The following is a 26,328-nucleotide window of genomic DNA, read 5'->3' as shown; positions in this document are numbered from 1 at the left end:
GGCCTAGACGCTGCTTTTCAGCGCGCTGCTTTGCTGATGGCGCTCCTGCGCCAGTTCAATCAGACGGGTAATCAGCGTGCTGTAGTCCAGACCGGCCGCCTGCCAGAGCTTCGGATACATGCTGATGTTGGTGAAGCCAGGCAAGGTGTTGACTTCATTGACGATAATCTCCCCGCTTTCCGTCAGGAACACATCCACGCGCGCCATGCCGCTGCACTCCAGCGCCTGGAATGCCTGCAACGCTACGTCACGGATCGCTTCGCTGGCCCCGGCGCTGATGGCGGCGGGCACCACCACCTGAGCGCCGTTCTCGCTGATGTATTTGGTGTCATACGAGTAAAATTCATCGTGTACCACCACTTCACCGCACGGGCTGGCGACCGGGGCATCATTGCCCAGCACCGCACATTCGATTTCACGGCCTTTAATGCCTTGTTCAATCAACACCTTGCGGTCAAAGGTGAAGGCGAGGTCAAGCGCGGCGGCCAGCTCCTCCGGGCGGTTCACTTTGCTGACGCCCACCGAGGAGCCCTGGTTGGCCGGTTTGATAAACAGCGGCAGGCCGAAACGGGCAATTACCGCCCCGGTATCCAGCTGCGCGCGCTGTGCCTGCGTCACGCTGATCCACGGCGCGACCTTCAGCCCGGCATCGCGCAGCAGGCGCTTGGTGAAATCTTTATCCATGCTCACCGCCGAGCCGAGCACGCCGGAGCCGACGAACGGCAGGTTGGCCATACGCAGCAAGCCCTGAAGCGAGCCATCCTCGCCCAGCGTGCCGTGTACAATCGGGAAAATCACATCCACCTGCGACAGCGGATGGGCATCGTGGCGGGTGATCAGCTGCTGCGACGCCTGGCCCGGCACCAGCGCCACATTCTCGCCGGAACGATTCAACGCAATCAGCGCCGGGTTCTCTGCGTTCAGCAAAAAACCGGACGCATCATTCAGATGCCATTCACCCTGTTTGTCGATGCCGAGTAACACCACATCGAATTTGCTGGTATCGATGGCCTCAAGGATGTTTTTTGCTGATTGTAATGACACCTCATGTTCGGCCGATTTCCCGCCAAAAATGATACCTACGCGCTGCTTTGCCATTGTTATTTGTCCGGTTGCGGTTAAGCGAATGGCTAAGATAACACGGCTCGGATAGCCTTATCGATGCTGGCGGAAGATCCACTCGCGCACCGGTTCAATGGTGTAGGCGATGCGCCAGGTGTTGCGATGGCCGGACGCGCCCTGCGTCGATTCACCTGCCGGAATGACGGTGCCTTTACGCAGGGTGATGTAGTTGATGCGGGTGTGATGGGCATCAACCTGGTCAAAGGCGGTGCGGAACTGCTGTGCATTCCATGTGCCATCCCATTGCGCGCGCGTCACCCTGGCGCCGGCTTTTTCCAGCCGGGCGACAATGGCGTTCTGGCCGGGCCAGGCTTTGTCATCATCTTCCGCGACGATAATCCACAGCTTTTGTTGCGCCAGCGGGCTGACCAGCGAGGCATCCCATTGCCCGGCCACCAGAAAGGAAGCGGCAAAAAAATCCGGATAGCGGATGTTCATGGCGATCGACATCATGCAGCCGCCGGACTGTCCGGTGGTGTAACGACGCTGGCTATCGATATGATATTGCTGCGCAAGATGATTGATGAGGTTGATGGTGGTCTCCATCATGCTGGAGGTTTTCGCATCATCGTCGGCAATGATTTCCTCGTACTGCGGTGCCAGCACAAAGCAGGGGCGCTGCGCCTGATCGGCCGGAGATGCCCAGCACACCGCGCCCAGCCCCTGATATAACGTGGTTCTGGTCACATCGCTGGTGGCCCCGGCATCGTGCATAAAAAGCACCAGCGGCCAGGCACGGTCGGCGCTGTAATTTGCGGGGATGAATAAGTTGTATTTCAGGCTGCGTCCGGTTTTCGGGTCATGAAACTCGAGCTGCTTAAATTCATCAACGATCAGGTTTTTCACCTGCTGGCTGGTGTGCGTGGCGGTTTCGGCTGGCAGCGGCTTACCATCGTAGCGAGAAATTTCCTCCACCTGACGCCAGGTCAGGCTGGCTTTACGGTAAACCGTGTCATAGGTCGGGATATCGCCTGCTTTGCCGGGGCCGCCCTGGGCAGGCGATTTCGCCCCTGGGGCTGGCGGCAGTTTTTCCGCCAGCGTCGCCTGCGGGTCCTGCGGTGATAACGCGATAATGACATACTCGCCGCTGGCGGCACGTCCGGCGGGATCGGCCGTATGGCTGGTAAACACCTGGGTAATGGTGCGGTCTGCCACGCTAAAATCACGGGGCGCCAGCCGTGCGCCATCAATCACCTGCGGGTATTTCAGCGCCAGCGCGATGACCCGGATGCCATCACCAGACACCTGGGTAATCGCGGTGGCGACAGGGGCGGTAGTGTCTGCGGCGAAGGCCGGAGCGGAGAATTTGACGGCGAGACCGGCACCGACTGCGAGGCAGAGGAATTCACGTCGGGTCTTCATCATGATGGTTTATCCTGCATTTTTAATGGGACATGCTGGCTTCGTCATTAGCTGATTTTCAGCGCCAGTTCAGTACCGCGTTTGATCGGCAGGCTGACGGAGATAAAACCGTTAGCCGGGTCGCGGATATAAGCGAGGAAGTCGGGTTCGGCATTGTCATTCAGCACGTAACCGCCCACACGCAGCTGCGGCGCCATGATTTCAATCACCTGGCGCGCCAGCGTCGGCCCGTCAGACAGCGGCCAGCCATCAATCAGCACGAAATCGACCGGCCCGCCAACGTCTTTTAGCGTTTCACGCGCGTCGCCGATACGGATATCGACATAGCTATCCAGCCCGGCGGCAGCCAGATTGCGCTGCGCCGTCTGTGCTTTGGCGGCCACCAGTTCTGCGCCGATCACCTCGCCACCGCCGTTGTCGCGCATCGCAGCAGCAAAATAGAGGGCCGACATGCCGACCGATGTGGCGAAATCCACCACCCGCGTCGCTCGCATGGCGCGGCACAGCAGGTAGATCAGGTCGCCCTGCTCGGGATGGATGGAGAAGCCATAATCGGCAAACAGCTCGGCATCGGGCGCGCCGGAACCGGCAAAGGCGCTGGCATCGGGGCGCTTGCGGTTAGCGTTCATCTCCTCAATCACTCGCAAAATCTGCGCATCACGGATTGGCGAAGGGGCTTTGTTTGGTTGTTCGATTATCATGGCGTGTTTCCCGGTAGGTTATTAGAAGAGTAAGCCGGTATATAGGGTGTATCAATTTATGGTACGCTTCAAGTACCATATTTGAGACAGGTTATAAATGGAAGACAGTTTCGTGTATGAATAGCCCCAGTAAACCGTTACCGGCTCGCCGCGGGCGGCCAAAGACCGAGGATGACGCCACCCGACGTCAGATGATTATCGACAGCGCCTGTAGCGCCTTTGTCGAGTTAGGCTTTGCCAACACCAGCACCGCCGAAGTCGCGCGTCGGGCGAAAGTTTCCAAACGCACGCTGTATCAGTTATTTAGCGATAAAACGGCGCTATTTGCTGCGGTTATTCACGAACATCGGCATTTGTTGCTCGATCTGCCGAGACCCAAAGACGAGCAATGCCCGGTTGAGGAGTGTCTGTTTCGTATCTTCCGTCTCGATATCAGTGAGGAGGAGGCGCTGGAGCGTGAAGCGATCCTGCGCCTGATGACGCGCGAATCGATTCTGTTCCCGGAGCTTTCGGACTATCTCTACCAAAGCAAGGCGGTGCGCTCGCGCGAGATGCTGATGGCGTGGCTGGAAGAAACCCAGCTGCCGGGCGATGTAGAGGTTTGCGCCGGGATGCTGATGGATATTGTGTTTGGCGCGCTGGTGCCGCACCGCAGAATCGTTGACGCCCAGGAGAGGTTGCTGCGTACCGAACATATCAAAAAACGCATCCGCATTGTGATTCGCGGGATGCGGCTGGAGGAGTAGTGTTTGGCCTGGTTTCTCTACGGGCTGAAAGCGGGATAAGACGCAGAGAGTGAAACAAAAAAGCCACCGTGAGAGGTGGCTTAACTGTGTGAATTTTTTCGCTAAATTTGGTGGCCCCTGCTGGGTTTGAACCAGCGACCAAGCGATTATGAGTCGCCTGCTCTAACCACTGAGCTAAGGGGCCAGCGGAGCGGGGATTATAAAGTATCTCGCCAGGGCGATCCAGCCATTGATAGCTGGTTGCTGAAATTTAAAGCAATGCCTGACTCCTTGATATCCATGAGAAATTTCCCAGATCCCACATCCGTTGCTGCAAAAAAGCGCTAATCCGCAGACGAATCTGAGACAAGGCAGGAAAGCCCTGTCTCCGGTTGTCATTACGCTTTCTGATAACGTGATGCCGGTTTATTCACCGACAGGTATGGCTGCAACGCCACGCGTGCGTTATCGAAGTCGTGCCACAGGTCGATGTGTTCCAGCGCCGGAATGGTGACCTGCTCACCGGCGTCGAGTCCGCTTAGCGCGGCATCAACCAGATCCCCCACCTCCATCAGCATCTCCGCCGGGATTTGGCTCAGCGGGGTGCCGGAACGATCAAATATCTCGGTACGGGTGGCGCCAGGCAGCACCGCCTGCACGCGGACGCCGCTATCAACCAGCTCGCGCTGCATGGCGCGTGTCAGCGTCAGGACAAAGGATTTAGTGGCATCGTACGCGCCGTTGAAGCGTTCATGCATCAGCGCCAGTACGGACGCGATATTGACAATGGTACCGTTGCCCCGGGCGCGAAACACCTGAGCGGCGGTGTGGGCCAGCTGGGTCGGGGTCACGATATTTAACGTCAGCATGGTTTGAATACGGTCGATATTGGCATCGACGAATTCACCTTCCACACTCATCCCCGCATTGTTCAGCAGTAGGGTGATGTTCGGGTTATCACGCAGCTCCTGCTCGATACGCTGCACATCCTGTGCTTTGGTGAGGTCTGCCGGTAACACGCTGACCTCCACGCCTGCCGAATCGCGCAGGGTCTGCGCCAGCGCTTCCAGGCGGGCGACATCCCGCGCGACCAGAATCAGGTTATAGCCGCGTGCGGCCAGCCGTTGTGCATAGGTCGCGCCAATACCGCTTGATGCGCCGGTGATCAAAGCCAGTTGAGATGATGACATGTTCGCTTCCTCTGAATGATGGTTATCATATTGATGAGTTTAATATGACAACCATCATATTTATCGTCAAGCTGGAATATGATGGTCGTAATAATTATTATGATAGTCGTAAATGATGAAGGGGGAAGGAGCAGAAAATGGAAAAGCTGAGTCACAAAGCGCGTACGCGCCAGCGTATTCTGGATGAAGCGGCCAAAGTGATGCGTGAGTGCGGCACGGAAAGCATTGGCGTGGCGGCGTTGATGAAGCGTGTTGGCTTAACGCACGGTGGTTTCTACGCACATTTTGAGTCACGCGAAGCGCTGGTTCAGGCGGTGATTGCGCAGATGTTTGCTGACTCTGCGCAGCGATTTGCCGCGATCGTGCAGATTGACGATCCGGCGCAACGTCTGAGTCTGCTTATCGATACCTACCTTTCGGATACCCATCGCGCCACCCCGGGGGAAGGGTGCCCGCTGCCGGCACTGGTCAGCGAAATGGCCCATCTGCCGCTGGAGGCACGTACGCTGTTTGCGCAGCGGCGTGAAGCGGTATGTCAGCGGCTGGTTCAGCCGTTGCAGCAACTGGGTCAGCCCCAGCCCGATATGCTGGCGGCCAGTATGCTGGCGGAGATGGTCGGAGCCGTGGCGCTGGCGCGCGCCTGCCCGGATGATGACGAGGCGAGCCGTATCCTGGCGATCAGTCGCCAGTCGCTGAAGCAACGCGCCGGGCTGGCGCAGGCATGAGCGATCACAACATTCGCGATATTATCGCGCCGCATTTGCAGGTGCTGTTCTGCGGCATCAATCCCGGCCAGTCCTCCGCCCACACCGGCTTTCATTTCGCGCATCCGGGCAATCGCTTCTGGAAGGTGATCCATCTGGCCGGGTTTACCCGTGAGCAGCTCAAACCTGAGCAGGAGCAGCGCCTGCTGGAGACCGGTTGCGGCATCACCATGCTGGTGGAGCGTCCCACGGTGCAGGCTACGGAACTGGCGGGCGATGAATTGCGCGATGGTGGCAGCCGCCTGCAGGAAAAAGTGTTGAATTATCAGCCGCGTGCGCTGGCGGTGCTGGGCAAAGATGCCTTCCAGCGCGCCTTTCGCCAGCGTAAGGTTGACTGGGGCGAGCAGCCGCAAACCCTCGGCGATACCCGTCTCTGGGTGCTGCCAAATCCAAGCGGATTAAATCGTGCTTCGCTGGAAGAAATGGCCGCGTCCTATCGCCAGCTTCATGAATGGTTACAGAAAAGCGTGTGAGATCAGTCCGCTAACCGCAGTCATAATGTTGTTCATCTCCTGATACCGGTCTAAACCGAGGGGTTTATGGCAAAAAAGGAGCAGGGAGATGAAAAGCAGGATTGTGCTCACCATGCTGTTGCTGGCATTGCACAGCGGCGCGCAGGCGGCAAACTTACGGGTGTTCAGTTCCGGCGGTATGTATCCGGTGATTGATGCTCTGAAGCAGGATTATCAGCAGCAAACCGGCAACACCATCCAGCTGGAAGCGGCTCCCTCGATGGGCGACACGCCGCAGGCCATCCCGAATCGCCTGAAGCGTCATGATAATGCGGACGTGCTGGTGATGGTCGATTACGCCATCAAATCGTTAGAGAAAGACAAGTGGGTGGATAGCGCCAGCCATCAGGTGCTGGCGCATTCGTATATCGCGATGGCGGTGAAGCAGGGCATGACGCCGCCCGATATCAGCACCGTGGCGAAGTTCAAACAGGTGCTGACGGAATCGTCGAGTATTGCGGTGTCGGACAGCGCCAGCGGCCGTTACATCCAGAGCGAGATGCTGAAAAAACTGGCGCTGGGGCCGAAAACTGCCGCTAAGGTGACGGTGATTCCGGCCACGCCGGTGGGTGAAGCGGTGGCGCAGGGCAAAGCGGAGCTGGGCTTTCAGCAGAATAGCGAATTAAACGCGGTGAAGGGGATTACCATCGTTGGGCTGATCCCTCCGGCGGTGCAGCAGGATACCCTGTACGGTGCGGTGATCACCCGCAGTTCGCAGCAGCAGCAGGATGCCGCGCAGTTTGTGAAGTATCTGCAAAGTGATAAGGCGCGCAAAATGATGCAGGAGAAAGGCCTGACGCCGTTTTGAAGGCAATAAAAAACCCCGGCATGCCGGGGTTTTTTGATCTCAGACCGATTAGTCGTCGAGGAAGCTACGCAGCACTTCGGAACGGCTCGGGTGACGCAGCTTACGCAGCGCCTTGGCTTCAATCTGACGGATACGCTCACGCGTTACGTCGAACTGTTTGCCTACCTCTTCCAGCGTGTGGTCGGTATTCATATCGATACCGAAACGCATACGCAGCACTTTCGCTTCACGCGCAGTCAGGCCAGCCAGTACGTCATGCGTTGCAGAACGCAGGCTTTCTGAGGTGGCGGAGTCCAGCGGCAGTTCCAGCGTGGTGTCTTCGATAAAATCGCCCAGATGCGAATCTTCATCATCACCAATCGGCGTCTCCATAGAGATCGGCTCTTTAGCGATTTTCAGCACTTTGCGGATTTTATCTTCCGGCATCAGCATACGCTCAGCCAGTTCTTCCGGCGTCGGCTCGCGACCCATCTCCTGTAGCATCTGGCGCGAAATACGGTTGAGCTTGTTGATGGTCTCAATCATATGCACCGGAATACGGATGGTACGCGCCTGGTCGGCGATAGAACGGGTGATAGCCTGACGGATCCACCAGGTGGCGTAAGTTGAGAACTTATAACCACGACGGTATTCAAACTTATCAACCGCTTTCATCAGGCCGATGTTACCTTCCTGAATCAGGTCGAGGAATTGCAGACCACGGTTGGTGTATTTCTTCGCGATTGAAATCACCAGACGTAAGTTCGCTTCCACCATCTCTTTCTTCGCACGACGCGCTTTGGCTTCGCCGATAGACATGCGACGGTTGATATCCTTAACCTGCTCGATGGTCAGGCCGGTTTCTTCTTCAATCTGCGTCAGTTTTTGCAGGCAACGCATCACGTCATCCTGCACTTCCAGCAGTTTTTCTGACCACGGCTTGTTCATCGCCAGCGCGGCTTTGAACCAGCTTTCACTGGTTTCATTACCGGTGAACAGGGTGATGAAGTTTTTCTTCGGCATTTTGCACAGCTCAACACACAGCTTCATGATGATGCGTTCCTGGGTACGGACGCGCTCCATCATTTCACGCATGTTGTTCACCAGGTAATCGAACTGCTTCGGTACCAGGCGGAACTGTTTGAATACTTCAGAAAGATTCTGAATTTCGGTCACCGCGTCTGCGTGGCTGCGGCCCTTGGCTTTGATTACCGTACGGGTGGTTTCGTACTGGGTGCGCAGCTCAACGAATTTCTCGCGCGCCAGTTCCGGGTCGATAGAGTTATCGTCATCAGAACTGTCGTCATCGCTCTCTTCGTCTTCATCCTCGTCGTCGTCGCGGTCTTCTTCAGACAGCTCAGAACCTACGTGGGTGGCGGTCGGTGCCAGATCTTCTTCGGCGTTCGGATCGACAAAGCCGGTGATCAGATCGGACAGGCGTGATTCGCCCGCTTCAACGCGATCGTACTGATCGAGCAGATAGGTGATCGCTTCCGGATATTCTGCAACGGAGCACTGAACCTGGTTGATGCCGTCTTCGATACGCTTGGCGATGTCGATTTCGCCTTCACGCGTCAGCAGCTCAACGGTACCCATTTCGCGCATATACATGCGCACCGGGTCGGTGGTACGGCCAATTTCAGATTCAACGCTGGATAACACCTGAGCGGCGGCTTCCGCGGCATCTTCGTCAGTATCGGCACTGTTTTCATTCAGCATCAGATCATCGGCATCAGGGGCTTCTTCCACCACCTGAATACCCATATCGTTAATCATCTGGATGATGTCTTCGATCTGATCGGAGTCGACGATATCTTCCGGCAGATGGTCATTGACCTCAGCATAGGTCAGATAGCCCTGCTCCTTACCACGGGTGACAAGTAGCTTAAGCTGTGACTGCGGGTTTTGCTCCATAAGACGGTATCCACACTTCTGTTAATTAGATTGGTGTCGGTCGGCAGCGAGCCAACAATAACAGTAAAGGCGTTGTGTTTTTGCCGCTGCCTTCGTCGCGGCCAGGGCTTTTGCCCTCTGATATTCGGCACTTAAGCCGCTTAGATTCTTTTTACAGGCCCGGCTTACTCACCTGGCGCTGCTAATGCTGTCAGCCCCGGTTACCTGCCATTTTATCGATGTCGGTAACCAGAGCCGTTTAAACTGTTATTTCTTTGCCAGTGCCTGGCTCAGCGCCCAGAATTCGCGGCGTTCGGCGGCACTTAAACCCTGAGTACGGTCACGCGCGATAAGCGCTTCGAGTCGCTGCTCGAGAGCAGAATCGTAAAGACTCGCCAGCGAATCCTGGAAGACCTCTTCGGCCTCTTCATCCACTATCATGTGGTTCCAGGTGGCCAGTGTTTCAAGGGTCTGGCTAAAATTTGTCCCGCGATATAACTCTAGTAGCTGTCCGGTCGTCAGGCCAGGATTCTCCGTGCAACGACTGACTAACTCCACAAACAGCGGCAAACCCGCCATTTTTGACTGCTCAAGACCATCAAGCGCAGGCACCATGGTGGCAAACTGCGGGTTTTGCACCAGTAATGCGACCAGCACGCGCATAGTCGTACGCTTTAACGGCGGCGCGATGGGGGCGGCTCCGCTGTCAGCCTGCTTCGGCAAAAGCTTCTCTAACTGGTTATCGTCAAGAATGCCGAGTTTATTACCTAATTCCTGACGCATATAAATGCGCAGGGTCTCGCCGGGGATCTGGCTAATCAACGGCAGCGCCAGCGTACTCAGCCGGGCTTTACCGTCGCGGGTGCTCAGATCGACCTGCGGCAGCAGGCTATCGAACAGAAACGTGGAGAGCGGCATCGCCTGCTCCATCCGCGCTTCAAACGCCGCTTTGCCTTCTTTGCGCACCAGCGTGTCCGGGTCCTCGCCATCAGGCAAAAACATAAAGCGTAGCTGACGACCGTCATTCATGTAAGGCAATGCGGTTTCGAGCGCACGCCAGGCGGCTTCACGACCGGCGCGGTCGCCGTCGTAACAGCAAATCACATTCTCGGTCGAGCGAAACAGCAACTGGATATGCTCGGCGGTGGTCGAAGTTCCCAGCGAAGCCACGGCATAATCGATGCCGAACTGCGCCAGTGCCACCACATCCATATAACCTTCCACCACCAGCAGGCGCGCCGGTTGCGGATGGTTCTTCTGTGCTTCGTAAAGGCCGTACAGCTGGCGGCCTTTATGGAATATCGGCGTTTCCGGTGAGTTCAGGTACTTCGGCGTATCGTTGCCCAGCACACGACCACCAAAACCAATCACCCGGCCGCGTTTATCGCGAATCGGAAACATCACGCGGTCGCGGAAGCGATCGTAAGTGCGGCCCTTGTCATTGCTGACCAACATGCCCGCTTCCATCAGCGATTCACGATCGTCTTTCTGCTGACCAAAGCGCTTCAGCGCGTTATCCCAGCCCGGCGGGGCAAAGCCAATGGCGAAGTGATCAATCACTTCCTGGCTGAGTCCACGCGTGGCGAGATATTGCTGAGCGGGCTGCGCCTGCGGCTGACGCAGACTCTGCTGATAAAAGGTGTTGAGACCTTCTAACAGCTGATAAAGGCTTTGGCGCTGATGGCGTTCCATCTGGCTGGGGCCATTACCCGCTTCGTAAGGCACTTCAAGGCCGTGCTGGGTTGCCAGTTCTTCAATGCTTTCGACAAATTCCAGACGATCGAAATTCATCAGGAAGTCGATGGCATTGCCGTGGGCGCCACAGCCGAAGCAGTGATAAAACTGCTTATCACCGTTTACGGTGAAAGAGGGGGTTTTCTCGTTATGGAAAGGGCAGCACGCATGATAATTCTTACCCTGCTTTTTCAGCTTAACGCGGGCATCGATAAGATCCACGATGTCCGTGCGGGCAAGTAAATCATTGATAAATACGCGTGGAATTCGTCCAGCCATAAGCCCCGGTTTTTCAGCTCATAAACGGCAACAAGCCGCGCTTCCTTTCGGAAAGCACGGCCTCTTACTTGACTCTGTCTGCGTTTATCACGCGGCGGAGGCGAACCTCCGAAAGAAATTAGTACAGACGAGTGCGGCGTGCGTTTTCGCGAGCCAGTTTCTTGGCGTGACGCTTAACTGCAGACGCTTTAGCGCGCTTACGTTCTGTGGTCGGTTTTTCATAGAACTCACGACGACGAACTTCAGCCAGAACGCCTGCTTTCTCGCAGGAACGCTTGAAGCGACGCAGTGCTACGTCGAACGGCTCGTTTTCACGTACTTTAATTACCGGCATGTAACTCTCACCTCGATAAAATTCGGTTTTGCTGCTGGCTGCGGCGCCAGCACATTTCAAAATGGTGCAGCATTTTACTCCAACCGCGGCTGGCTTGTAAAGCACCATGGACAATTTGAAACCAACAGGGGCGTTTGCGTTTGCCATTGCGGCTGCCGGTTTTTTTCAGGCCGTGGAGTATAGCGCACTCTTTGTGCGACGGAAAAACACTTTTTCGAGGCCAAAGTTGCCCGACGGGCGAATTGCCTGTGGTACACTGCGCGCCGCAAGAAGAGGGTGCTAAAGCTATGCGAGTTCTGGGTATTGAAACGTCCTGCGATGAAACCGGCATCGCGATCTATGACGATGCGTCCGGTCTGCTGGCGAATCAATTATATAGCCAGGTAAAGTTGCATGCCGATTACGGCGGCGTGGTGCCGGAACTGGCATCGCGCGATCATGTGCGTAAAACGGTGCCGCTGATTCAGGCGGCGTTAAAACAGGCTGGATTGCAGCCGCAGCAGATTGATGCGGTGGCGTATACCGCCGGGCCGGGTTTAGTCGGCGCGCTGCTGGTTGGCGCCACCATTGGTCGCGCGCTGGCGTTCGCCTGGAATGTGCCGGCGGTGCCGGTGCATCATATGGAAGGCCATCTGCTGGCGCCGATGCTGGAAGACAATCCGCCGGAATTCCCGTTTGTGGCGTTGCTGGTCTCCGGCGGTCACACTCAGCTGATCAGCGTAACCGGCATTGGCGAATATACGCTGCTGGGCGAATCGATAGATGATGCCGCAGGCGAAGCCTTCGATAAAACCGCCAAGTTACTGGGTCTCGATTATCCGGGCGGACCGATGCTGTCGCGTATGGCGCAGCAGGGCACGCCGGGTCGTTTCACCTTCCCGCGTCCGATGACCGATCGTCCGGGGCTGGATTTCAGCTTCTCCGGCCTGAAAACCTTTGCTGCCAATACCATCCGTGAACATGCCGGTGACGAGCAGGCACGCGCCGACATCGCCCGTGCGTTCGAAGATGCGGTGGTGGATACGCTGATGATCAAATGTAAGCGCGCGCTGGAGCAAACCGGGTTTAAGCGTCTGGTGATTGCCGGTGGCGTGAGCGCCAACCGTACGCTGCGCGAGCGTATGGCGCAGATGATGCAGGCGCGTGGTGGCGAGGTGTTCTACGCCCGCCCGGAATTCTGTACCGACAACGGTGCGATGATTGCTTACGCGGGGATGGTGCGGCTGAAAGGCGGTACGCGCGGCGAGCTGGGCGTCAGCGTCCGGCCTCGCTGGCCACTGGCTGAATTGCCCGCCATCTGACAGAAAAAAACCGGCTTCGCGCCGGTTTTTTTATTTCTTCTTTTTTTTCCGCTTCCAGATTTTATTTTCCTGGCCGCGCCACAGGCGCTGAATGTTGTCGTGATGACGCAGCAGAATCAGGCAGGAAAGCATCGACACCGGGAAAGTAAACTGTGGTTTAAACCACCAGACATAGAAAGGGGCGATTAAGGCGCTGACAATCGCGCCCAGCGATGAGTAGCCGCTCAGCAGCACCGTCAGCAGCCAGGTGCCGGTGACCAGTCCGGTCAGATCCCAGCCAATCGGGGCGATGGCGCCAAACGCCGTTGCTACCCCTTTACCGCCGCGAAAGCGAAAGAACACCGGATAGATGTGGCCGAGGCAGGCGGCAATCGCCGTCAGGCCGAGATAGAGCGGCGCCACATGCAGCAGGTAGGCAATCCAGACCGGCAGCATCCCTTTAGCGATATCGAAGATCAGGACCGCGGCAGCAGCGGCTTTACCCCCGATGCGCAGAACGTTGGTGGCGCCGGGGTTACCTGAACCCTGGGTGCGCGGATCGGGCAGGCCAGCGAGTTTACAAACCAGTATCGCACTGGAAATTGAGCCGCAAAGATACGCGAAAATAATCATACCAAGCGCGATAGCACTCATAGTTCCGTACCGTTCCTTTAGGGTCGTTTTGTTCTCGGTAAGCGTGGATAATACGCATAATCCGCCGGAAGTGGTATCCGGCTTAGCCAAAAACAGAGACTACATCATGGATATCGTATTTATCGAGCAACTCACCGTGTTCACCACCATTGGCGTTTACGACTGGGAACAGGGCATTCAGCAGAAGCTGGTGCTCGATGTCGAAATGGCGTGGGATAACCGCCAGGCCGCCGTCAGCGACGATGTTAATGATTGCCTCAGCTATGCCGATGTAACGGATGCAATATTAAATCATCTCCACGGTCAGCGTTTTGCTCTGGTAGAAAGGGTAGCTGAAGAAATCGCGGATCTGTTGATGAACCGTTTTAAAACGCCCGGCGTACGCATTCGTGTAGGCAAACCGGGGGCTGTAGCCCAGGCAGCGACGGTTGGCGTGCGAATTGAGCGCGGGACTATTCCTAAATAAATCCGATGTGATTGCCATCACAATGAAACCAAACCAAATTATGGTGTGTCTCAGATGGGGCCGTTGCGCTTAGTGCGGCTTAGTTGCCGGAAACCTTAAGGTTTCCTTCAGACTGGCACAGGCATAATTTAAGGCGGTAGGCTTGTTCGACCGCCTTTTTACTGTTTAAAACGGATAGAGGAAAATTTTGATGGCAGATATTCATCAGCTTTGGGTAGCTGCAATCCTGGGGATAGTGGAAGGCCTGACCGAATTCTTACCGGTCTCGTCCACTGGCCACATGATTATTGTCGGCCACCTGTTAGGCTTTGAGGGTGAAACCGCCGAAACCTTTGAAGTGGTGATTCAGCTGGGTTCCATTCTTGCCGTTGTGGTGATGTTCTGGCGTCGACTCTTTGGCTTAATCGGCATTCACTTTGGTGAAGTCAAACACGAAGGTACGGGCAAAGGCCACCTGACCCTGATCCATATCCTGCTGGGTATGGCGCCTGCGGTCGTAGTGGGCTTGGTGCTGCACGATAAGATTAAAACCCTGTTTACCCCGATCAACGTGATGTATGCGCTGGTGGTCGGTGGTGTGCTGCTGCTGGCGGCGGAAGTTCTCAAACCGAAACAGCCGAAGGCGGTGGGCATTGACGATATCAGCTATCGTCAGGCGTTTATGATTGGCTGCTTCCAGTGTCTGGCGCTGTGGCCAGGTTTCTCCCGCTCGGGTTCGACCATCTCAGGCGGTATGCTGATGGGCGTGAGCCGCTATGCGGCGTCGGAGTTCTCGTTCATTCTGGCGGTGCCGATGATGTTGGGTGCCACGGTGCTGGATCTCTACAAAAGCATGAGCTTCCTGACGATGGCGGATCTGCCGATGTTCACCGTCGGTTTTGTCACCGCCTTTGTGGTGGCGATGATTGCGATCAAAGTCTTCCTGGAACTGATTAAACGCATCTCCTTTGTCTCATTCGCCATCTACCGCTTTATCATCGCGGGCGTGGTGTACATGCTGTTCACCTAATGCGATGCGCGGCCAGTCAGGCTGGCCGCGCGTTAATCAATCCTTCCTGTACTGCCGCAATACGACGACGCGTTAATTCTTCCCGCACTTCCGCCCCTTTGAATCCTGCTTCCACTACGGCTTTGGTGGGCACGTTCTGCGCCAGGGTAAAGGCTTTACGCAGATAATCGCCCTGCGGATAGGCCATGCTCTCCAGCCCGGCACGCCCGCGCGCATCGGCTTCGCTGGTCAGCGCCATCTGTTCCACGCGCTGGGGTTTGCGCCAGGCATCGATGCGGTCAAACAACGCCACCAGCGCCTCCGCTGACTGACGCTCGATGGTATGCACCATATCGTGAAACTCGGTGACGATAAGGGCGAGGTCACGCACTGTATTCGGCACGCGCAGCCGCTCGCATATGGCAGCGACCAGCGGTACACCCGCCAGGCCATGACCATGATGGCTCGGCCACTTCTCCGCAGGCGTCAGGGCTTTGCCGACATCGTGGAACAGGGTCGCGAAACGCACGTCCAGCTGATCGGACAGCGCGGCGGCCATCGACAGCGTCATCAGCGCATGAATGCCGGTATCGATCTCCGGGTGCCATTTAATCGGGGCGGGAATGCCAAACAGATTATCCAGCTCCGGGAACAGCACCTGCAACGCGCCACAGTCACGCAATGTCTGGAAATAAACCTGAGGATTGCGCGTCAGCAGCGCTTTCTCCGTCTCTTTCCACACCCGTTCCGGCGTGAGATGCGCCAGTTCGCCGCTGGCAGCCATGTCACGCATCAGCGCCAGGGTTTCATCGGCAATACGAAAATTGAGGTGAGCGAAGCGGGCAGCAAAACGCGCCACGCGCAGTACGCGCAGGGGATCTTCATTAAAGGCAGCGGAAACATGGCGCAGGATGCGATTCGCCAGATCGCGTTGTCCGGCGTAAGGATCGATCAACTCGCCATTGTCCGCCTGGGCGATGGCGTTGATGGTCAGATCGCGGCGTTGCAGGTCCTGCTCCAGCGTGACATCCGGCGCGAACCAGGTGACAAACCCGGTATAACCGTTGCCGCTTTTCCGCTCGGTACGCGCCAGCGCATACTCTTCACGGCTTTGTGGATGCAAAAAAACCGGAAAATCCCGGCCGACTTGCTGAAAACCCTGCGCCAGCATCGCATCAGGCGTGGCGCCAACCACCACCCAATCTCTATCTTTTACCGGCAAACGCAACAACGCATCACGCACCGCGCCGCCGACCAGAAACGTCTTCACTCAACTACTCCAGAGGCCAACTACCCTTGCGTGTCAGGCACGCATGTTTATTTATTGTTGCACAGTTTGACCAAAATTCGGACATGCCAAAAGGGGCATCTTACGATCCCCTCGAAAAAAAGAGCAATGATGCGCTTAATTCATCCAGCGATCTTTCTGCTTGCGGCGCGGCACCATGTGCGGCAGCAACAGGCCGAGCAGTAGACCGACGCCGAGCACGCCGCCGCCATACATAAACCACTGCATGATGATGGTGCGCTGTTTGTCATCCAGCTGAACGTTGGCGGCACTGACTTTTTTCTGCGCGACAATCAGCTCGTTTTTCAGCTTCTGATTTTCGTCTTTCAGGCCGTTGATGGTGCCGTCGCTGTTGGCGACTTTGTTCTGCATTTCCGAGGTACGCTGGTTCCAGCTGTTGTCGATGTTTTGCAGTTTATCGGTGAGATCTTTCACCTGTTGCTCCAGCTGCGGCACGCGGGTGCGCAGGCTGGGATCGGCGCTCAGCTGCGAGAGCGGAATCCAGGTGGTACGGCCCTGCGAATCTTTGATCTGGCCGTACTGGGTATCGTTGTTGGTCTGCAACAACTGTACTTCCTCCCCGGCATTCAGTTTGCCCACGAGGCGAAATTGATCGCCGGGACCACTGCGTACCCAGGTGGATAATTCATCGGAGATGTAACGCTTTTCATCAGCATGAGCTGGAGCGATGGCGCTGAAAGCCAGCAAAGAAAGGGCAGCAAGAGTGATTTTTTTCATTCGATATCGATTTTTCAAAATGGCGTAAAATTACCGGCACAGTCTGGAGACGCTTCCCATAAATCTGAATGAGAACTATCCTGGTCTCTATCTGGTGCGAAAAGGGTCGTAAAAGCAAAAGAAAGCCGAGACAGCGCGCTTTCCGTGCATTACTCTTCGCCAGATTAACTTCTTAAGTGCCAGCAGCGTATTCAATAAAAAATTATGACCATCGAAATCGAATTAAAGTTCATTGCCACGCCCGAAGCAGCCGAAAAACTGGCCACAACCCTGGCGGAATGGCCCCATCAGCATGTTGCGGCGCGTGAGCTGACCAACATCTATTTTGAGACGGATGATAATCAGCTCCGCCGCTGGGATATGGGCCTGCGCATCCGTGGTGTTGACCAGCGCTATGAAATGACGCTCAAAGCGTCCGGAAAAACGGTGGGCGGGCTGCATCAGCGCCCGGAATACAACGTTGATCTCACCGCCCCGGAACTGGACATCAGTTTACTGCCTGCGGAAATCTGGCCGCAGGGTACGGATGTGGCGGCGCTGCAACAGCGGCTGGAACCGCTGTTCAGCACCCATTTCCAGCGCGAGATGTGGCTGGTGCAGTTTGCCGACAGCGAAATAGAAGTGGCGTTTGACCGCGGCGCAGTGGCGGCGGGTGAACTCAGCGAGCCGCTGTACGAAGTTGAACTGGAGTTAAAGCAGGGACAACGTTCTGACCTGCTGCATTTTGCGGAAAAACTGATCGCCATCGGGGGATTGCGTCTCGGCAGCCTGAGCAAAGCCGCGCGCGGTTATCAGCTGGCGCAGGGCAATCCGCCGCGTCCATTACGTAACCTGCCACTGCTGAAGATCCCGGCGAAGGCGACGGTGGAGCAGGGCATGAGTAACGCCTTATCCGCCGGTCTGAGCCACTGGCAATATCATGAAGAAGTGTGGCTGCGCGGTAACACCTCAGCTAAGGCGTCCGTGCAGGAAGCGCTGGAAATCCTGCGCCAGGCCTTCTCGCTGTTTGGCGCGCTGGTGCCGCGTAAGGCCAGCAGCGATCTGCGCCACAAGCTGACGCGTCTGGAAGAGTCGCTGGCGGGCAGCGAGCAGGACGCGCAGAGCCTCAGTTTTTCACTCGCTTCCGTAGAAGCCCAGTTAGCACTTACTCACTGGCTGGTTGAGGCACAATGGCAAAGCTGGCTGGATGACAAGAGTAAAAGCAAATTGCAGGGTTCATTCAAACGCTTTAGCGACATTATGCTGAGCCGCATTAACGCCGATTTGAAAGAAACCTTTGTGGATGTGCAGCTGTTTAATGAGTTTCAGGACAAAGCTACGCGTCTGAATCGTCAGCTGCTGGCGGTACATCTGCTGGCGGGGGCTTACCAGGCAGAGGAAGTGAACAACTGGCTGTCGGGCTGGCAGACGTTGCAACATGCCATTTATATTCAGCAGGATCGCGGCCTGAATACGCTGGTGAATCAGGCGGTTAAACAGGCGCCATTCTGGCTTAGCAGCGGCGCGAAGCGCTAACGCAATGTAAAAACAGAATCAGGGAGGGAAGATGTTGTTACCGTTATCGGCGCTGATGCAGGCGCAGCTGACCCAGGCGGTGGAGAAACTCCAGCTGTCGCCAGAAGCACTCACGCCAGAGCAGGCAGGGGCGCTCGCCTTCAGTGACTTTATTGTCGACAACCTGCAACAGCACCCGGCGTGGTGGCAGCAGCTGCAACAACAACCTCCCCAACCTGATGAATGGCAACAGTATGCTGGCTGGCTAAGCGACGTGCTGCAAAGCGTGGATGGCGAAACCAGCCTGATGCGCGAGCTGCGCCTGTTTCGCCGTCATATGCTGGTGCGTATCGCCTGGATGCAATGCCTGCACCAGGCGAGCACCGAACAAAGTCTGCAACAGCTGAGCGTGCTGGCGGAAACCCTGATTGCCGCTGCGCGTGACTGGGTCTGGCAGGATTGCTGCCGCGATTTTGGCACCCCCTGCAATGAAGCCGGTGAAGCCCAGCCGATGCTGATTCTCGGCATGGGAAAACTCGGCGGCTGCGAACTCAATTTCTCCTCCGATATCGATCTGATTTTTGCCTGGCCGGAAAACGGCGTCACGCGTGGTGGTCGCCGCGAGCTGGATAACGCCCAGTTCTTTACCCGTATGGGGCAGCGCCTGATCAAGGTGCTCGATCAACCGACGGTGGATGGCTTTGTCTATCGCGTGGATATGCGTCTGCGTCCGTTTGGCGACAGCGGCCCGCTGGTGCTGAGCTTTGCCGCGCTGGAAGATTACTACCAGGAGCAGGGGCGCGACTGGGAGCGCTATGCGATGGTGAAAGCGCGCCTGATGGGCGACGATCAGGGACGCTGGAGCCAGGAATTGCAGCAGATGCTGCGCCCCTTCGTTTATCGCCGCTATATCGATTTCAGCGTTATTCAGTCGCTGCGAAATATGAAAGGTATGATCGCGCGTGAAGTGCGCCGCCGGGGTCTGAAAGACAACATCAAACTGGGCGCAGGCGGCATCCGCGAAACGGAATTTATTGTGCAGGTGTTCCAGCTGATACGCGGCGGACGTGAGCGCTCACTTCAGTTGCGTTCCCTGTTACCAACCCTGTCAGCCATTGGCGAATTGGGTCTGCTGACGTCGCCGCAGGTCGATCATTTACGCGCCGCCTATCTGTTTCTGCGTCGGCTGGAAAATCTGCTGCAAAGCCTGAATGATGAGCAGACCCAGACGCTGCCGGAAAATGAGCTGGATCGTCAGCGTTTAGCCTGGGGCATGGGTGCAGCAGATTGGTCCGCGCTTCTCGCGCAGCTCGACCAGCATATGGCGGGCGTTCGTACCATTTTCGATGAACTGATTGGCGACGATACGCCGGATATCGACGATCAGCGTGAACTGGCGGAGTTCGCGGTGCTGTGGCAGGACACGCTTGAAGAGAGCGAGCTGGCGCCGCTGGTGCCGCAGCTGGATGACGCGCAGCGGCGCGCGTTATACGAGGCGCTGAACGTCTTCCGGCTGGATGTGGGCCGTCGCACCATTGGCCCGCGCGGGCGCCAGGCGCTCGATCAACTGATGCCGCGTTTGCTGAGTGAAGTGTGCCCACGCCCGGATGCGGCGGTGCTCCTCAATCGACTGACGCCGCTGCTGCTGGGCGTGCTGACGCGCAGCACCTATCTGGAGCTGCTGACCGAATATCACGGCGCGCTGCGCCATTTGATTCGTCTGTGCGCCGCGTCGCCGATGATCGCCAGCCAGCTGGCGCGTTATCCGCTGCTGCTGGATGAACTGCTCGATCCGGCTACGCTGTATCAACCTACCGCCACCGATGCCTATCGCGATGAACTGCGTCAGTATCTGATGCGTATCCCCACCGATGATGAAGAACAGCAGCTGGAAGCGCTGCGCCAGTTTAAGCAGGCCCAGCATCTGCGTATCGCTGCCGCTGACATCGCTGAAACGCTGCCGGTGATGAAAGTGAGCGATCACTTAACCTGGCTGGCGGAAGCGATTATCGAATCGGTGGTGCAGCAGGCGTGGAATATGATGGTGCAGCGCTATGGCCGTCCGTCGCATCTGAGCAATGACAGCGAACGCGGCTTTGCGGTGGTCGGCTACGGCAAGCTGGGCGGCTGGGAGCTGGGTTACAGCTCCGACCTCGACCTGGTTTTCCTGCACGATTGTCCGGATGACGCCGTCACCGATGGCGAACGCGCGATTGATGGGCGTCAGTTCTATCTGCGCCTGGCCCAGCGCGTGATGCATCTGTTCAGCACCCGCACCTCCTCTGGCATTTTGTATGAAGTGGATGCCCGCCTGCGCCCCTCCGGCGCGGCCGGGATGCTGGTCAGTACCTTTGCCGCGTTTGATGATTATCAGCGCACCGAAGCCTGGACCTGGGAACATCAGGCGCTGGTGCGTGCGCGCATCGTGTTTGGTGAAGCGGCGCTGTGCGAGCAATTTAACCAGATTCGACGCGGCATCCTCTGCCTGCCTCGCGATGCCGACACGCTGCGCAAAGAGGTGCGTGAGATGCGCGAAAAAATGCGCGCCCATCTCAGCAACAAACACAAAGGACGCTGGGAAATTAAGACCGATGAAGGTGGTATCACCGATATTGAATTCATCGCCCAATATCTTGTCTTAGGCTACGCCGCCCGGCAGCCTGCCCTGACGCGCTGGTCTGATAACGTACGTATTTTTGAGCTGATGGCGCAGCACGACATTATGCCGGACGACGAAGCGCGAGCGCTGACGCACGCTTATGTCACGCTGCGCGATGCATTGCATCATCTGGCGTTGCAGGAGTTGCCCGGCCATGTGGAGCCGGAAGCCTTCGCGGCAGAGCGCGCGACGGTGCAGGCAAGCTGGCTGCACTGGCTGGGTGTGGCCGAATCTGACAGCGCGGAACAGTAAGCCTTCTGTGCTATTATCCGCGCATTATTTTTATCGCAGTCTGGAGTCTCTGGAATGAAAGTTACACTGCCCGCATTTAACCAGGCCGCTGTGCTGGTTGTCGGTGACGTGATGTTGGACCGCTACTGGTATGGCCCTACCAGCCGTATCTCTCCTGAAGCACCGGTGCCGGTGGTGAAAGTGGATACCGTGGAGGAGCGTCCAGGCGGCGCGGCTAACGTCGCGATGAACATTGCAGCACTGGGTGCGGCCTCTCGCCTGATTGGTCTGACCGGCGAAGATGATGCGGCGCGCGTGCTGAGCAGCACCTTGCAGCAGGTGAAAGTGGACTGCGATTTTGTGGCGGTGAAAAGCCACCCGACCATTACCAAACTGCGCGTACTGTCGCGCAATCAGCAGCTGATCCGTCTTGATTTTGAAGAAGGCTTTGAACAGGTTGACCCGGAGCCGATTCATCAGCGTCTGCGTCAGTCGCTGGCGCAGGCCGGTGCTCTGGTGCTGTCTGACTATGCCAAAGGTGCGCTGAACAGCGTGCAGACCATGATTCAGCTGGCGCGTGAAGCCAACGTGCCGGTGCTGATCGACCCGAAAGGCACCGATTTTGCCCGCTACCGCGGCGCCACTCTGCTGACACCGAACCTGTCTGAGTTTGAAGCGGTGGTCGGTAAATGCAAAAACGAAGAAGAGATTGTCAGCCGCGGTATGCAGCTGGTGGCGGATTACGATCTCTCTGCGCTGCTGGTGACCCGTTCAGAGAACGGGATGACGCTGCTGCAACCGGGTAAAGAGCCGCTGCATCTGCCGACCCAGGCGCAGGAAGTGTATGACGTGACCGGTGCCGGTGACACGGTCATCGGCGTGCTGGCAGCCGTGCTGGCAGCGGGTGACAGCCTTGAAGAAGCCTGCTTCCTCGCCAATGCTGCGGCAGGTGTGGTGGTCGGCAAACTGGGTACCTCAACGGTTAGCCCGGTTGAGCTGGAAAATGCCATTCACGCCCGCCCGGATAGCGGTTTTGGCGTGATGGACGAGGAGCAGCTGAAAGCGGCGGTTGCCATGGCGCGCCAGCGCGGTGAGAAAGTGGTGATGACCAACGGCGTGTTCGACATTCTGCACGCGGGCCATGTCTCCTACCTCGCCAATGCGCGCAAGCTGGGCGATCGTCTGATTGTGGCGGTGAATAGCGATGCCTCAACCAAACGCCTGAAAGGTGAGACGCGTCCGGTCAACCCCCTGGAAAACCGCATGATCGTACTGGGTGCGCTGGAAGCGGTGGATTGGGTGGTGTCATTTGAAGAAGATACGCCACAACGTCTGATCGCCGACGTGCTGCCGGACCTGCTGGTGAAAGGCGGTGACTACAAACCGGAAGATATCGCCGGGAGTAAAGAAGTGTGGGCCAACGGCGGCGACGTGCGGGTGCTCAACTTTGAGGATGGTATTTCAACCACCAATATCATCAAAACCATTCGCAGCCACTAAGCTGCACCACAAAACGGGAGCCTCAGGCTCCCGTTTTTCATGCATTCATTATTTGCTTTCTTCAGTCTTAACCACGTCGGCGACGACGGGCGCGCTACGGCTTTCCAGCTGGGCCAGACGTTGTTCCAGCGCGGCCAGTTTCTCACGGGTGCGCAGCAGTACCTGCGTCTGCACATCAAACTCTTCACGATTAACCAGATCCATGCGGGTTAACTGCGCCTGCAAAACCTGACGAATTTTCTTTTCGACATCGTCGCCAAATTCGCGAATACCTTTCGGCATGGCTTCATGCACCTGGCGAGCCAGTTGTTCAATTTTTTTCGTGTCGATCATGATTATTTCCTGGTTACGGGGCCGATGACAGCGCGTGTTCGGTCTTAATAAGCATTAAGTGTAATGCCAGAAACGAAAAGGTTAAACCTGAAATCTGCAGCGCAGGAATTGCAAAAGCATTTGCTCTTTTGTTGATTGCCCGACCTGATGTTTGGCGTTATAGTGAATTCGCTTATTCTCAGGGCGGGGCGAAATTCCCCACCGGCGGTAAATCAGCTTCGTCTGAAAGCCCGCGAGCGCTTTCACTGCAAAGTGAAAGGTCAGCAGACCCGGTGTAATTCCGGGGCCGACGGTTAAAGTCCGGATGGGAGAGGGTAACGACATCAACCGGGCTGCGCCCGAGTCACGTCTATTGCCATGTGTTTTTAACGCACTCCTAAGCTCGCCCTGATTCTGGTAACTCATATTCTAAACAAGGTTTTTTACCATGAATCAGACGCTACTTTCTGAATTTGGCACGCCGGAACAGCGTGTAGAACGCGCCCTCGATGCACTGCGCAACGGCCGCGGTGTGATGGTGCTGGACGATGAAAATCGTGAAAACGAAGGCGACATGATCTTTGCCGCCGAAACCATGACGGTTGAGCAAATGGCGCTGACCATTCGCCACGGTAGCGGCATTGTCTGCCTCTGCCTGACTGAAGAACGCCGTCAGCAGCTCGATCTGCCGATGATGGTGGAGAACAACACCAGCTCCTTCGGCACCGGTTTTACCGTGACCATCGAAGCGGCGCAGGGTGTGACCACCGGCGTTTCTGCCAAAGACCGCATCACCACCATTCGTACTGCCATTGCTGATAACGCCAAGCCAAGTGACCTGAGTCGCCCGGGGCATGTGTTCCCGTTGCGCGCCCGTGAAGGCGGCGTGCTGGCACGCGGTGGCCATACTGAAGCCACCATCGATCTGGTGACGCTGGCCGGTTTCAAACCTATGGGCGTGCTGTGTGAACTGACCAACGATGACGGCAGCATGGCACATGCGCCGGAAGCGATCGTATTTGCTAAACAGCATGATATGCCGGTGGTGACGATCGAAGACCTGGTGGCTTATCGCCGTCAGCGCGAAACGCGTCAGGCAAGCTAAACAGATTCTGCACAAGAGTGAGGCCGGATAATTATCCGGCTTTTTTTTTGCCTGTTACTCAGGGAAAAAATCAGGATTTAATCAGGGTACAGCGCGTAAAACTCATTCAAATTCCCTGATGAAGATCATCATGCTTATCAGCGTTAATCCTGCGGCGAAACGGCGTATCTTAGCGGTTATTAAAGCGACACTTTTGCCAGAGGATTAATCATGAGCCATACCCGTATGCCCGCCCTGTTTCTTGGTCACGGCAGCCCGATGAACGTACTGGAAGATAACCGCTATACCCAGGCCTGGCAGCAGCTGGGTGCGACCTTGCCGCGCCCTCGCGCTATCCTGGCGGTATCGGCGCACTGGTATACGCGTGGTACGGCGGTGACGGCAATGAATAATCCGCGCACCATTCACGACTTTGGCGGCTTCCCGCAGGCGCTGTTTGATGTGCGTTATCCGGCCCCAGGCTCACCTGAGCTGGCGCAGGAAGTGGCCGATCTGCTGACACCGGTGATGGTCCATCTCGATCAGGAGTGGGGATTTGATCACGGTTCATGGGGCGTACTGGTCAAAATGTATCCTGACGCGGATATCCCGGTGGTGCAGCTGAGCGTCGATGGCACCAAACCCGCAGCCTGGCATTTTGAGCTGGGGCGTAAGCTGGCGGCGCTGCGTGACAACGGCGTGATGATTGTTGCCAGCGGCAACGTGGTGCACAACCTGCGGATGCTGCGCTGGCAAGGCGCGACAGAAGCCTATCCCTGGGCCGAGAGCTTTAACCAATATGTACTGGATAACCTCGATTTCCAGGGTGAGGTCGATGCACATCCTCTGGTGAATTATCTGCAACACGAAGGCGCGAAGCTATCCAACCCAACGCCGGATCATTATCTGCCGTTGCTGTATGTACTGGGCGCACGAGCAGAAAATGAGTCGATTTCTATTCCGGTGGAAGGGATGGAGATGGGCGCTATCAGTATGCTGTCGGTGCAGGTGGGATAAACAAGGCATATTCCGTAGCGACGCGATAAACCGCGCCGCTACGGTTTTATTCTATAAAGGTATGCGGATAGAAGCGTGACAGATCCTGAGTGATCAGCGCGCGATCTTCGCGAATGCCGATACCAGCGGGTTGATCGTCAATCAGCCAGCTGCCAATCAGGGTATAGCTGTCACCGAATTTCGGCAGTTGATAGAACTGCTGAACAATCATGCCTTCTTCGCCATACGGCCCATCAACGCGTGCGATTTCCTCGCCGTTTTCGATGATGCGGATATTGGCACCTTCACGCGAAAACAGCGGTTTCACCACGTATTTGTCCATCTGCGGCACATTTGCCGCATCGGCAAAGTACGCAGGCAGCAGATTGGGGTGATTCGGGAACATCTCCCACAGCAACGGCAGCAGCGCTTTATTGGAGATGATGCTTTTCCATGCCGGTTCCAGCCAGCGCACCCCGGCATCGGCCAGTTTGGTGGAGAACACTTCCCGCAGCATAAATTCCCACGGATACAGCTTGAACAGGTTGCTGATCACCTGATCCTGGACATCGGTAAACTGACCTTTTTCACCCAGACCGATTTCGTCGATGTAGAGAAATTCGCTGGGCAGCCCGGCTTCCGTCGCGCAATCCTGCAAATATTGCACGGTGCCGCGATCCTCTTCGGTATCACGACAGCAGGCGAAGTGCAGCAGATTAAAGCCCTGCTGCTGATGCAGCGCGGCAAAACGCTCAATCAGTTTTTCCTGCAGGCTATTAAACTGATCGCTGCCCTGGGGCAGGTTGCCCGCATTAAGCTGATCTTCCAGCCAAATCCATTGGAAAAATGCCGCTTCATACAGTGAGGTCGGCGTGTCGGCGTTGTTTTCCAGCAGCTTTGCATCCCCTTTGCCATCCCAGGCCAGGTCGAGGCGTGAATAGAGTGATGGCTGGCGCGACCGCCAGGAGTCACGCACAAAATCCCAGGTATGCTTTGGAATACAGAAGCGGGTGAGCAGCGCTTCGCTGTTCACGACTTTCTCCACCACCTGCAAACACATCTGATGCAGCTCTGCGGTGGTGTTTTCCAGTTGCTCAACCTGGGCCAGCGTGAACTGGTAGTAAGCCTCTTCACTCCAGTAGGGTTCGCCGTGCATGGTATGAAACTGAAAACCAAACTCGGTGGCCTTTGCGCGCCAGTCCGGGCGTTCGGTGATGGCAATACGTTGCATGGTG

Annotated in this window: 24 protein-coding genes, 1 tRNA gene and 1 riboswitch; of the genes, 12 read left to right on the top strand and 13 right to left on the bottom strand. The window is 56.6% G+C overall.

Features of this window, described 5'->3' with window-relative positions; genetic code table 11:
- Positions 1-3 precede the first annotated feature (3 nt).
- The 3 genes from ddlA to AC6I8V_RS17425 are packed head-to-tail and all read right to left on the bottom strand — an operon-like array spanning position 4 to position 3,185.
- Positions 4-1,098 (bottom strand): D-alanine--D-alanine ligase, encoded by a 1,095-nt coding sequence (gene ddlA, locus AC6I8V_RS17435; RefSeq protein ID WP_497843475.1) that lies wholly within the window; start codon positions 1,096-1,098, stop codon positions 4-6.
- Positions 1,099-1,155: 57 nt separating this feature from the next.
- Positions 1,156-2,484: a carboxylesterase family protein gene (locus tag AC6I8V_RS17430; RefSeq protein ID WP_497845867.1), complete on the bottom strand. Its 1,329-nt coding sequence runs from the start codon at positions 2,482-2,484 to the stop codon at positions 1,156-1,158.
- Between the two features lie 47 nt (positions 2,485-2,531).
- Positions 2,532-3,185, bottom strand: coding sequence for an O-methyltransferase (locus AC6I8V_RS17425; RefSeq protein ID WP_497843474.1), 654 nt, complete (start codon positions 3,183-3,185; stop codon positions 2,532-2,534).
- 116 nt (positions 3,186-3,301) lie between these two features.
- Between AC6I8V_RS17425 and AC6I8V_RS17420 the strand changes: the two genes are divergently transcribed.
- Positions 3,302-3,931, top strand: coding sequence for a TetR/AcrR family transcriptional regulator (locus AC6I8V_RS17420; RefSeq protein ID WP_497843473.1), 630 nt, complete (start codon positions 3,302-3,304; stop codon positions 3,929-3,931).
- 108 nt (positions 3,932-4,039) lie between these two features.
- Here the strand turns inward: AC6I8V_RS17420 and AC6I8V_RS17415 are convergent.
- A tRNA-Ile gene (locus AC6I8V_RS17415) sits at positions 4,040-4,115 on the bottom strand.
- A 193-nt stretch (positions 4,116-4,308) separates the two neighbouring features.
- Positions 4,309-5,100: an SDR family NAD(P)-dependent oxidoreductase gene (locus AC6I8V_RS17410; protein ID WP_497843472.1), complete on the bottom strand. Its 792-nt coding sequence runs from the start codon at positions 5,098-5,100 to the stop codon at positions 4,309-4,311.
- Positions 5,101-5,237: 137 nt separating this feature from the next.
- On the opposite strand from AC6I8V_RS17410, the gene AC6I8V_RS17405 reads away from it, so the two are divergent.
- The 3 genes from AC6I8V_RS17405 (at position 5,238) to AC6I8V_RS17395 (ending at position 7,184) form a co-directional block, all read left to right on the top strand.
- Complete coding sequence (locus AC6I8V_RS17405) at positions 5,238-5,825, top strand: TetR/AcrR family transcriptional regulator (RefSeq protein WP_497843471.1); 588 nt, start codon at positions 5,238-5,240, stop codon at positions 5,823-5,825.
- Positions 5,822-6,337: a G/U mismatch-specific DNA glycosylase gene (gene mug, locus AC6I8V_RS17400; RefSeq protein WP_497843470.1), complete on the top strand. Its 516-nt coding sequence runs from the start codon at positions 5,822-5,824 to the stop codon at positions 6,335-6,337. The genes AC6I8V_RS17405 and mug overlap by 4 nt, the downstream gene beginning before the upstream one ends.
- 88 nt (positions 6,338-6,425) lie before the next feature.
- On the top strand, positions 6,426-7,184 hold the full coding sequence (locus tag AC6I8V_RS17395) for a substrate-binding domain-containing protein (protein ID WP_497843469.1): 759 nt from the start codon (positions 6,426-6,428) through the stop codon (positions 7,182-7,184).
- A 48-nt stretch (positions 7,185-7,232) separates the two neighbouring features.
- On the opposite strand, the gene rpoD is transcribed toward AC6I8V_RS17395, so the two are convergent.
- The 3 genes from rpoD to rpsU form a co-directional block, all read right to left on the bottom strand.
- Positions 7,233-9,077, bottom strand: a complete 1,845-nt coding sequence (rpoD, locus tag AC6I8V_RS17390; RefSeq protein WP_497843468.1) for an RNA polymerase sigma factor RpoD — start codon at positions 9,075-9,077, stop codon at positions 7,233-7,235.
- A gap of 246 nt (positions 9,078-9,323) precedes the next feature.
- Positions 9,324-11,069: a DNA primase gene (gene dnaG, locus AC6I8V_RS17385; RefSeq protein WP_497843467.1), complete on the bottom strand. Its 1,746-nt coding sequence runs from the start codon at positions 11,067-11,069 to the stop codon at positions 9,324-9,326.
- A gap of 118 nt (positions 11,070-11,187) precedes the next feature.
- Complete coding sequence (rpsU, locus tag AC6I8V_RS17380) at positions 11,188-11,403, bottom strand: 30S ribosomal protein S21 (protein WP_001144069.1); 216 nt, start codon at positions 11,401-11,403, stop codon at positions 11,188-11,190.
- 287 nt (positions 11,404-11,690) lie between these two features.
- Between rpsU and tsaD the strand changes: the two genes are divergently transcribed.
- On the top strand, positions 11,691-12,704 hold the full coding sequence (gene tsaD, locus AC6I8V_RS17375) for a tRNA (adenosine(37)-N6)-threonylcarbamoyltransferase complex transferase subunit TsaD (protein ID WP_497843466.1): 1,014 nt from the start codon (positions 11,691-11,693) through the stop codon (positions 12,702-12,704).
- Positions 12,705-12,734: 30 nt separating this feature from the next.
- Here tsaD and plsY read toward each other — a convergent pair whose 3' ends face one another.
- A complete protein-coding gene (gene plsY / locus AC6I8V_RS17370; RefSeq protein ID WP_497843465.1) occupies positions 12,735-13,337 on the bottom strand; it encodes a glycerol-3-phosphate 1-O-acyltransferase PlsY in 603 nt (200 codons plus the stop codon).
- A 106-nt stretch (positions 13,338-13,443) separates the two neighbouring features.
- On the opposite strand from plsY, the gene folB reads away from it, so the two are divergent.
- Together folB and bacA are read left to right on the top strand one after the other, a co-directional pair.
- Positions 13,444-13,803, top strand: coding sequence for a bifunctional dihydroneopterin aldolase/7,8-dihydroneopterin epimerase (folB, locus tag AC6I8V_RS17365; RefSeq protein ID WP_497845866.1), 360 nt, complete (start codon positions 13,444-13,446; stop codon positions 13,801-13,803).
- Positions 13,804-13,993: 190 nt separating this feature from the next.
- Positions 13,994-14,812: an undecaprenyl-diphosphate phosphatase gene (bacA, locus tag AC6I8V_RS17360; RefSeq protein WP_497843464.1), complete on the top strand. Its 819-nt coding sequence runs from the start codon at positions 13,994-13,996 to the stop codon at positions 14,810-14,812.
- Positions 14,813-14,828: 16 nt separating this feature from the next.
- Here the strand turns inward: bacA and AC6I8V_RS17355 are convergent, their stop codons facing one another.
- Both AC6I8V_RS17355 and AC6I8V_RS17350 read right to left on the bottom strand, forming a co-directional pair.
- The gene (locus AC6I8V_RS17355) at positions 14,829-16,061 is read right to left on the bottom strand and encodes a multifunctional CCA addition/repair protein (protein WP_497843463.1); all 1,233 of its coding nucleotides are present in this window, start codon (positions 16,059-16,061) and stop codon (positions 14,829-14,831) included.
- A gap of 135 nt (positions 16,062-16,196) precedes the next feature.
- Positions 16,197-16,817 (bottom strand): TIGR04211 family SH3 domain-containing protein, encoded by a 621-nt coding sequence (locus AC6I8V_RS17350; protein WP_497843462.1) that lies wholly within the window; start codon positions 16,815-16,817, stop codon positions 16,197-16,199.
- 204 nt (positions 16,818-17,021) lie between these two features.
- Between AC6I8V_RS17350 and AC6I8V_RS17345 the strand changes: the two genes are divergently transcribed.
- The 3 genes from AC6I8V_RS17345 to hldE are packed head-to-tail and all read left to right on the top strand — an operon-like array spanning position 17,022 to position 22,701.
- Positions 17,022-18,332: a CYTH domain-containing protein gene (locus tag AC6I8V_RS17345; RefSeq protein ID WP_497843461.1), complete on the top strand. Its 1,311-nt coding sequence runs from the start codon at positions 17,022-17,024 to the stop codon at positions 18,330-18,332.
- 31 nt (positions 18,333-18,363) lie between these two features.
- Complete coding sequence (gene glnE / locus AC6I8V_RS17340) at positions 18,364-21,222, top strand: bifunctional [glutamate--ammonia ligase]-adenylyl-L-tyrosine phosphorylase/[glutamate--ammonia-ligase] adenylyltransferase (RefSeq protein WP_497843460.1); 2,859 nt, start codon at positions 18,364-18,366, stop codon at positions 21,220-21,222.
- 54 nt (positions 21,223-21,276) lie between these two features.
- A complete protein-coding gene (gene hldE / locus AC6I8V_RS17335; RefSeq protein WP_497843459.1) occupies positions 21,277-22,701 on the top strand; it encodes a bifunctional D-glycero-beta-D-manno-heptose-7-phosphate kinase/D-glycero-beta-D-manno-heptose 1-phosphate adenylyltransferase HldE in 1,425 nt (474 codons plus the stop codon).
- A 48-nt stretch (positions 22,702-22,749) separates the two neighbouring features.
- Here the strand turns inward: hldE and ubiK are convergent, their stop codons facing one another.
- A complete protein-coding gene (gene ubiK, locus AC6I8V_RS17330) occupies positions 22,750-23,034 on the bottom strand; it encodes a ubiquinone biosynthesis accessory factor UbiK (protein ID WP_497843458.1) in 285 nt (94 codons plus the stop codon).
- Positions 23,035-23,204: 170 nt separating this feature from the next.
- Positions 23,205-23,354: riboswitch (FMN riboswitch) on the top strand.
- 107 nt (positions 23,355-23,461) lie between these two features.
- On the opposite strand from ubiK, the gene ribB reads away from it, so the two are divergent.
- Complete coding sequence (gene ribB, locus AC6I8V_RS17325) at positions 23,462-24,118, top strand: 3,4-dihydroxy-2-butanone-4-phosphate synthase (protein ID WP_497843457.1); 657 nt, start codon at positions 23,462-23,464, stop codon at positions 24,116-24,118.
- Positions 24,119-24,328: 210 nt separating this feature from the next.
- Entirely contained in the window at positions 24,329-25,114 is a 786-nt protein-coding gene (gene ygiD / locus AC6I8V_RS17320) for a 4,5-DOPA-extradiol-dioxygenase (protein WP_497843456.1), read from the top strand.
- 46 nt (positions 25,115-25,160) lie between these two features.
- Here the strand turns inward: ygiD and AC6I8V_RS17315 are convergent, their stop codons facing one another.
- Positions 25,161-26,324, bottom strand: coding sequence for a glutathionylspermidine synthase family protein (locus AC6I8V_RS17315; RefSeq protein ID WP_497843455.1), 1,164 nt, complete (start codon positions 26,322-26,324; stop codon positions 25,161-25,163).
- Positions 26,325-26,328: the final 4 nt, after the last annotated feature.

This window comes from Pantoea sp. X-Soil-TKNS-1207 (genome assembly GCF_059730485.1).
The sequence above is the reverse complement of the archived record's forward strand: the minus strand, read 5'-3'. Positions and strand labels throughout refer to the sequence as shown.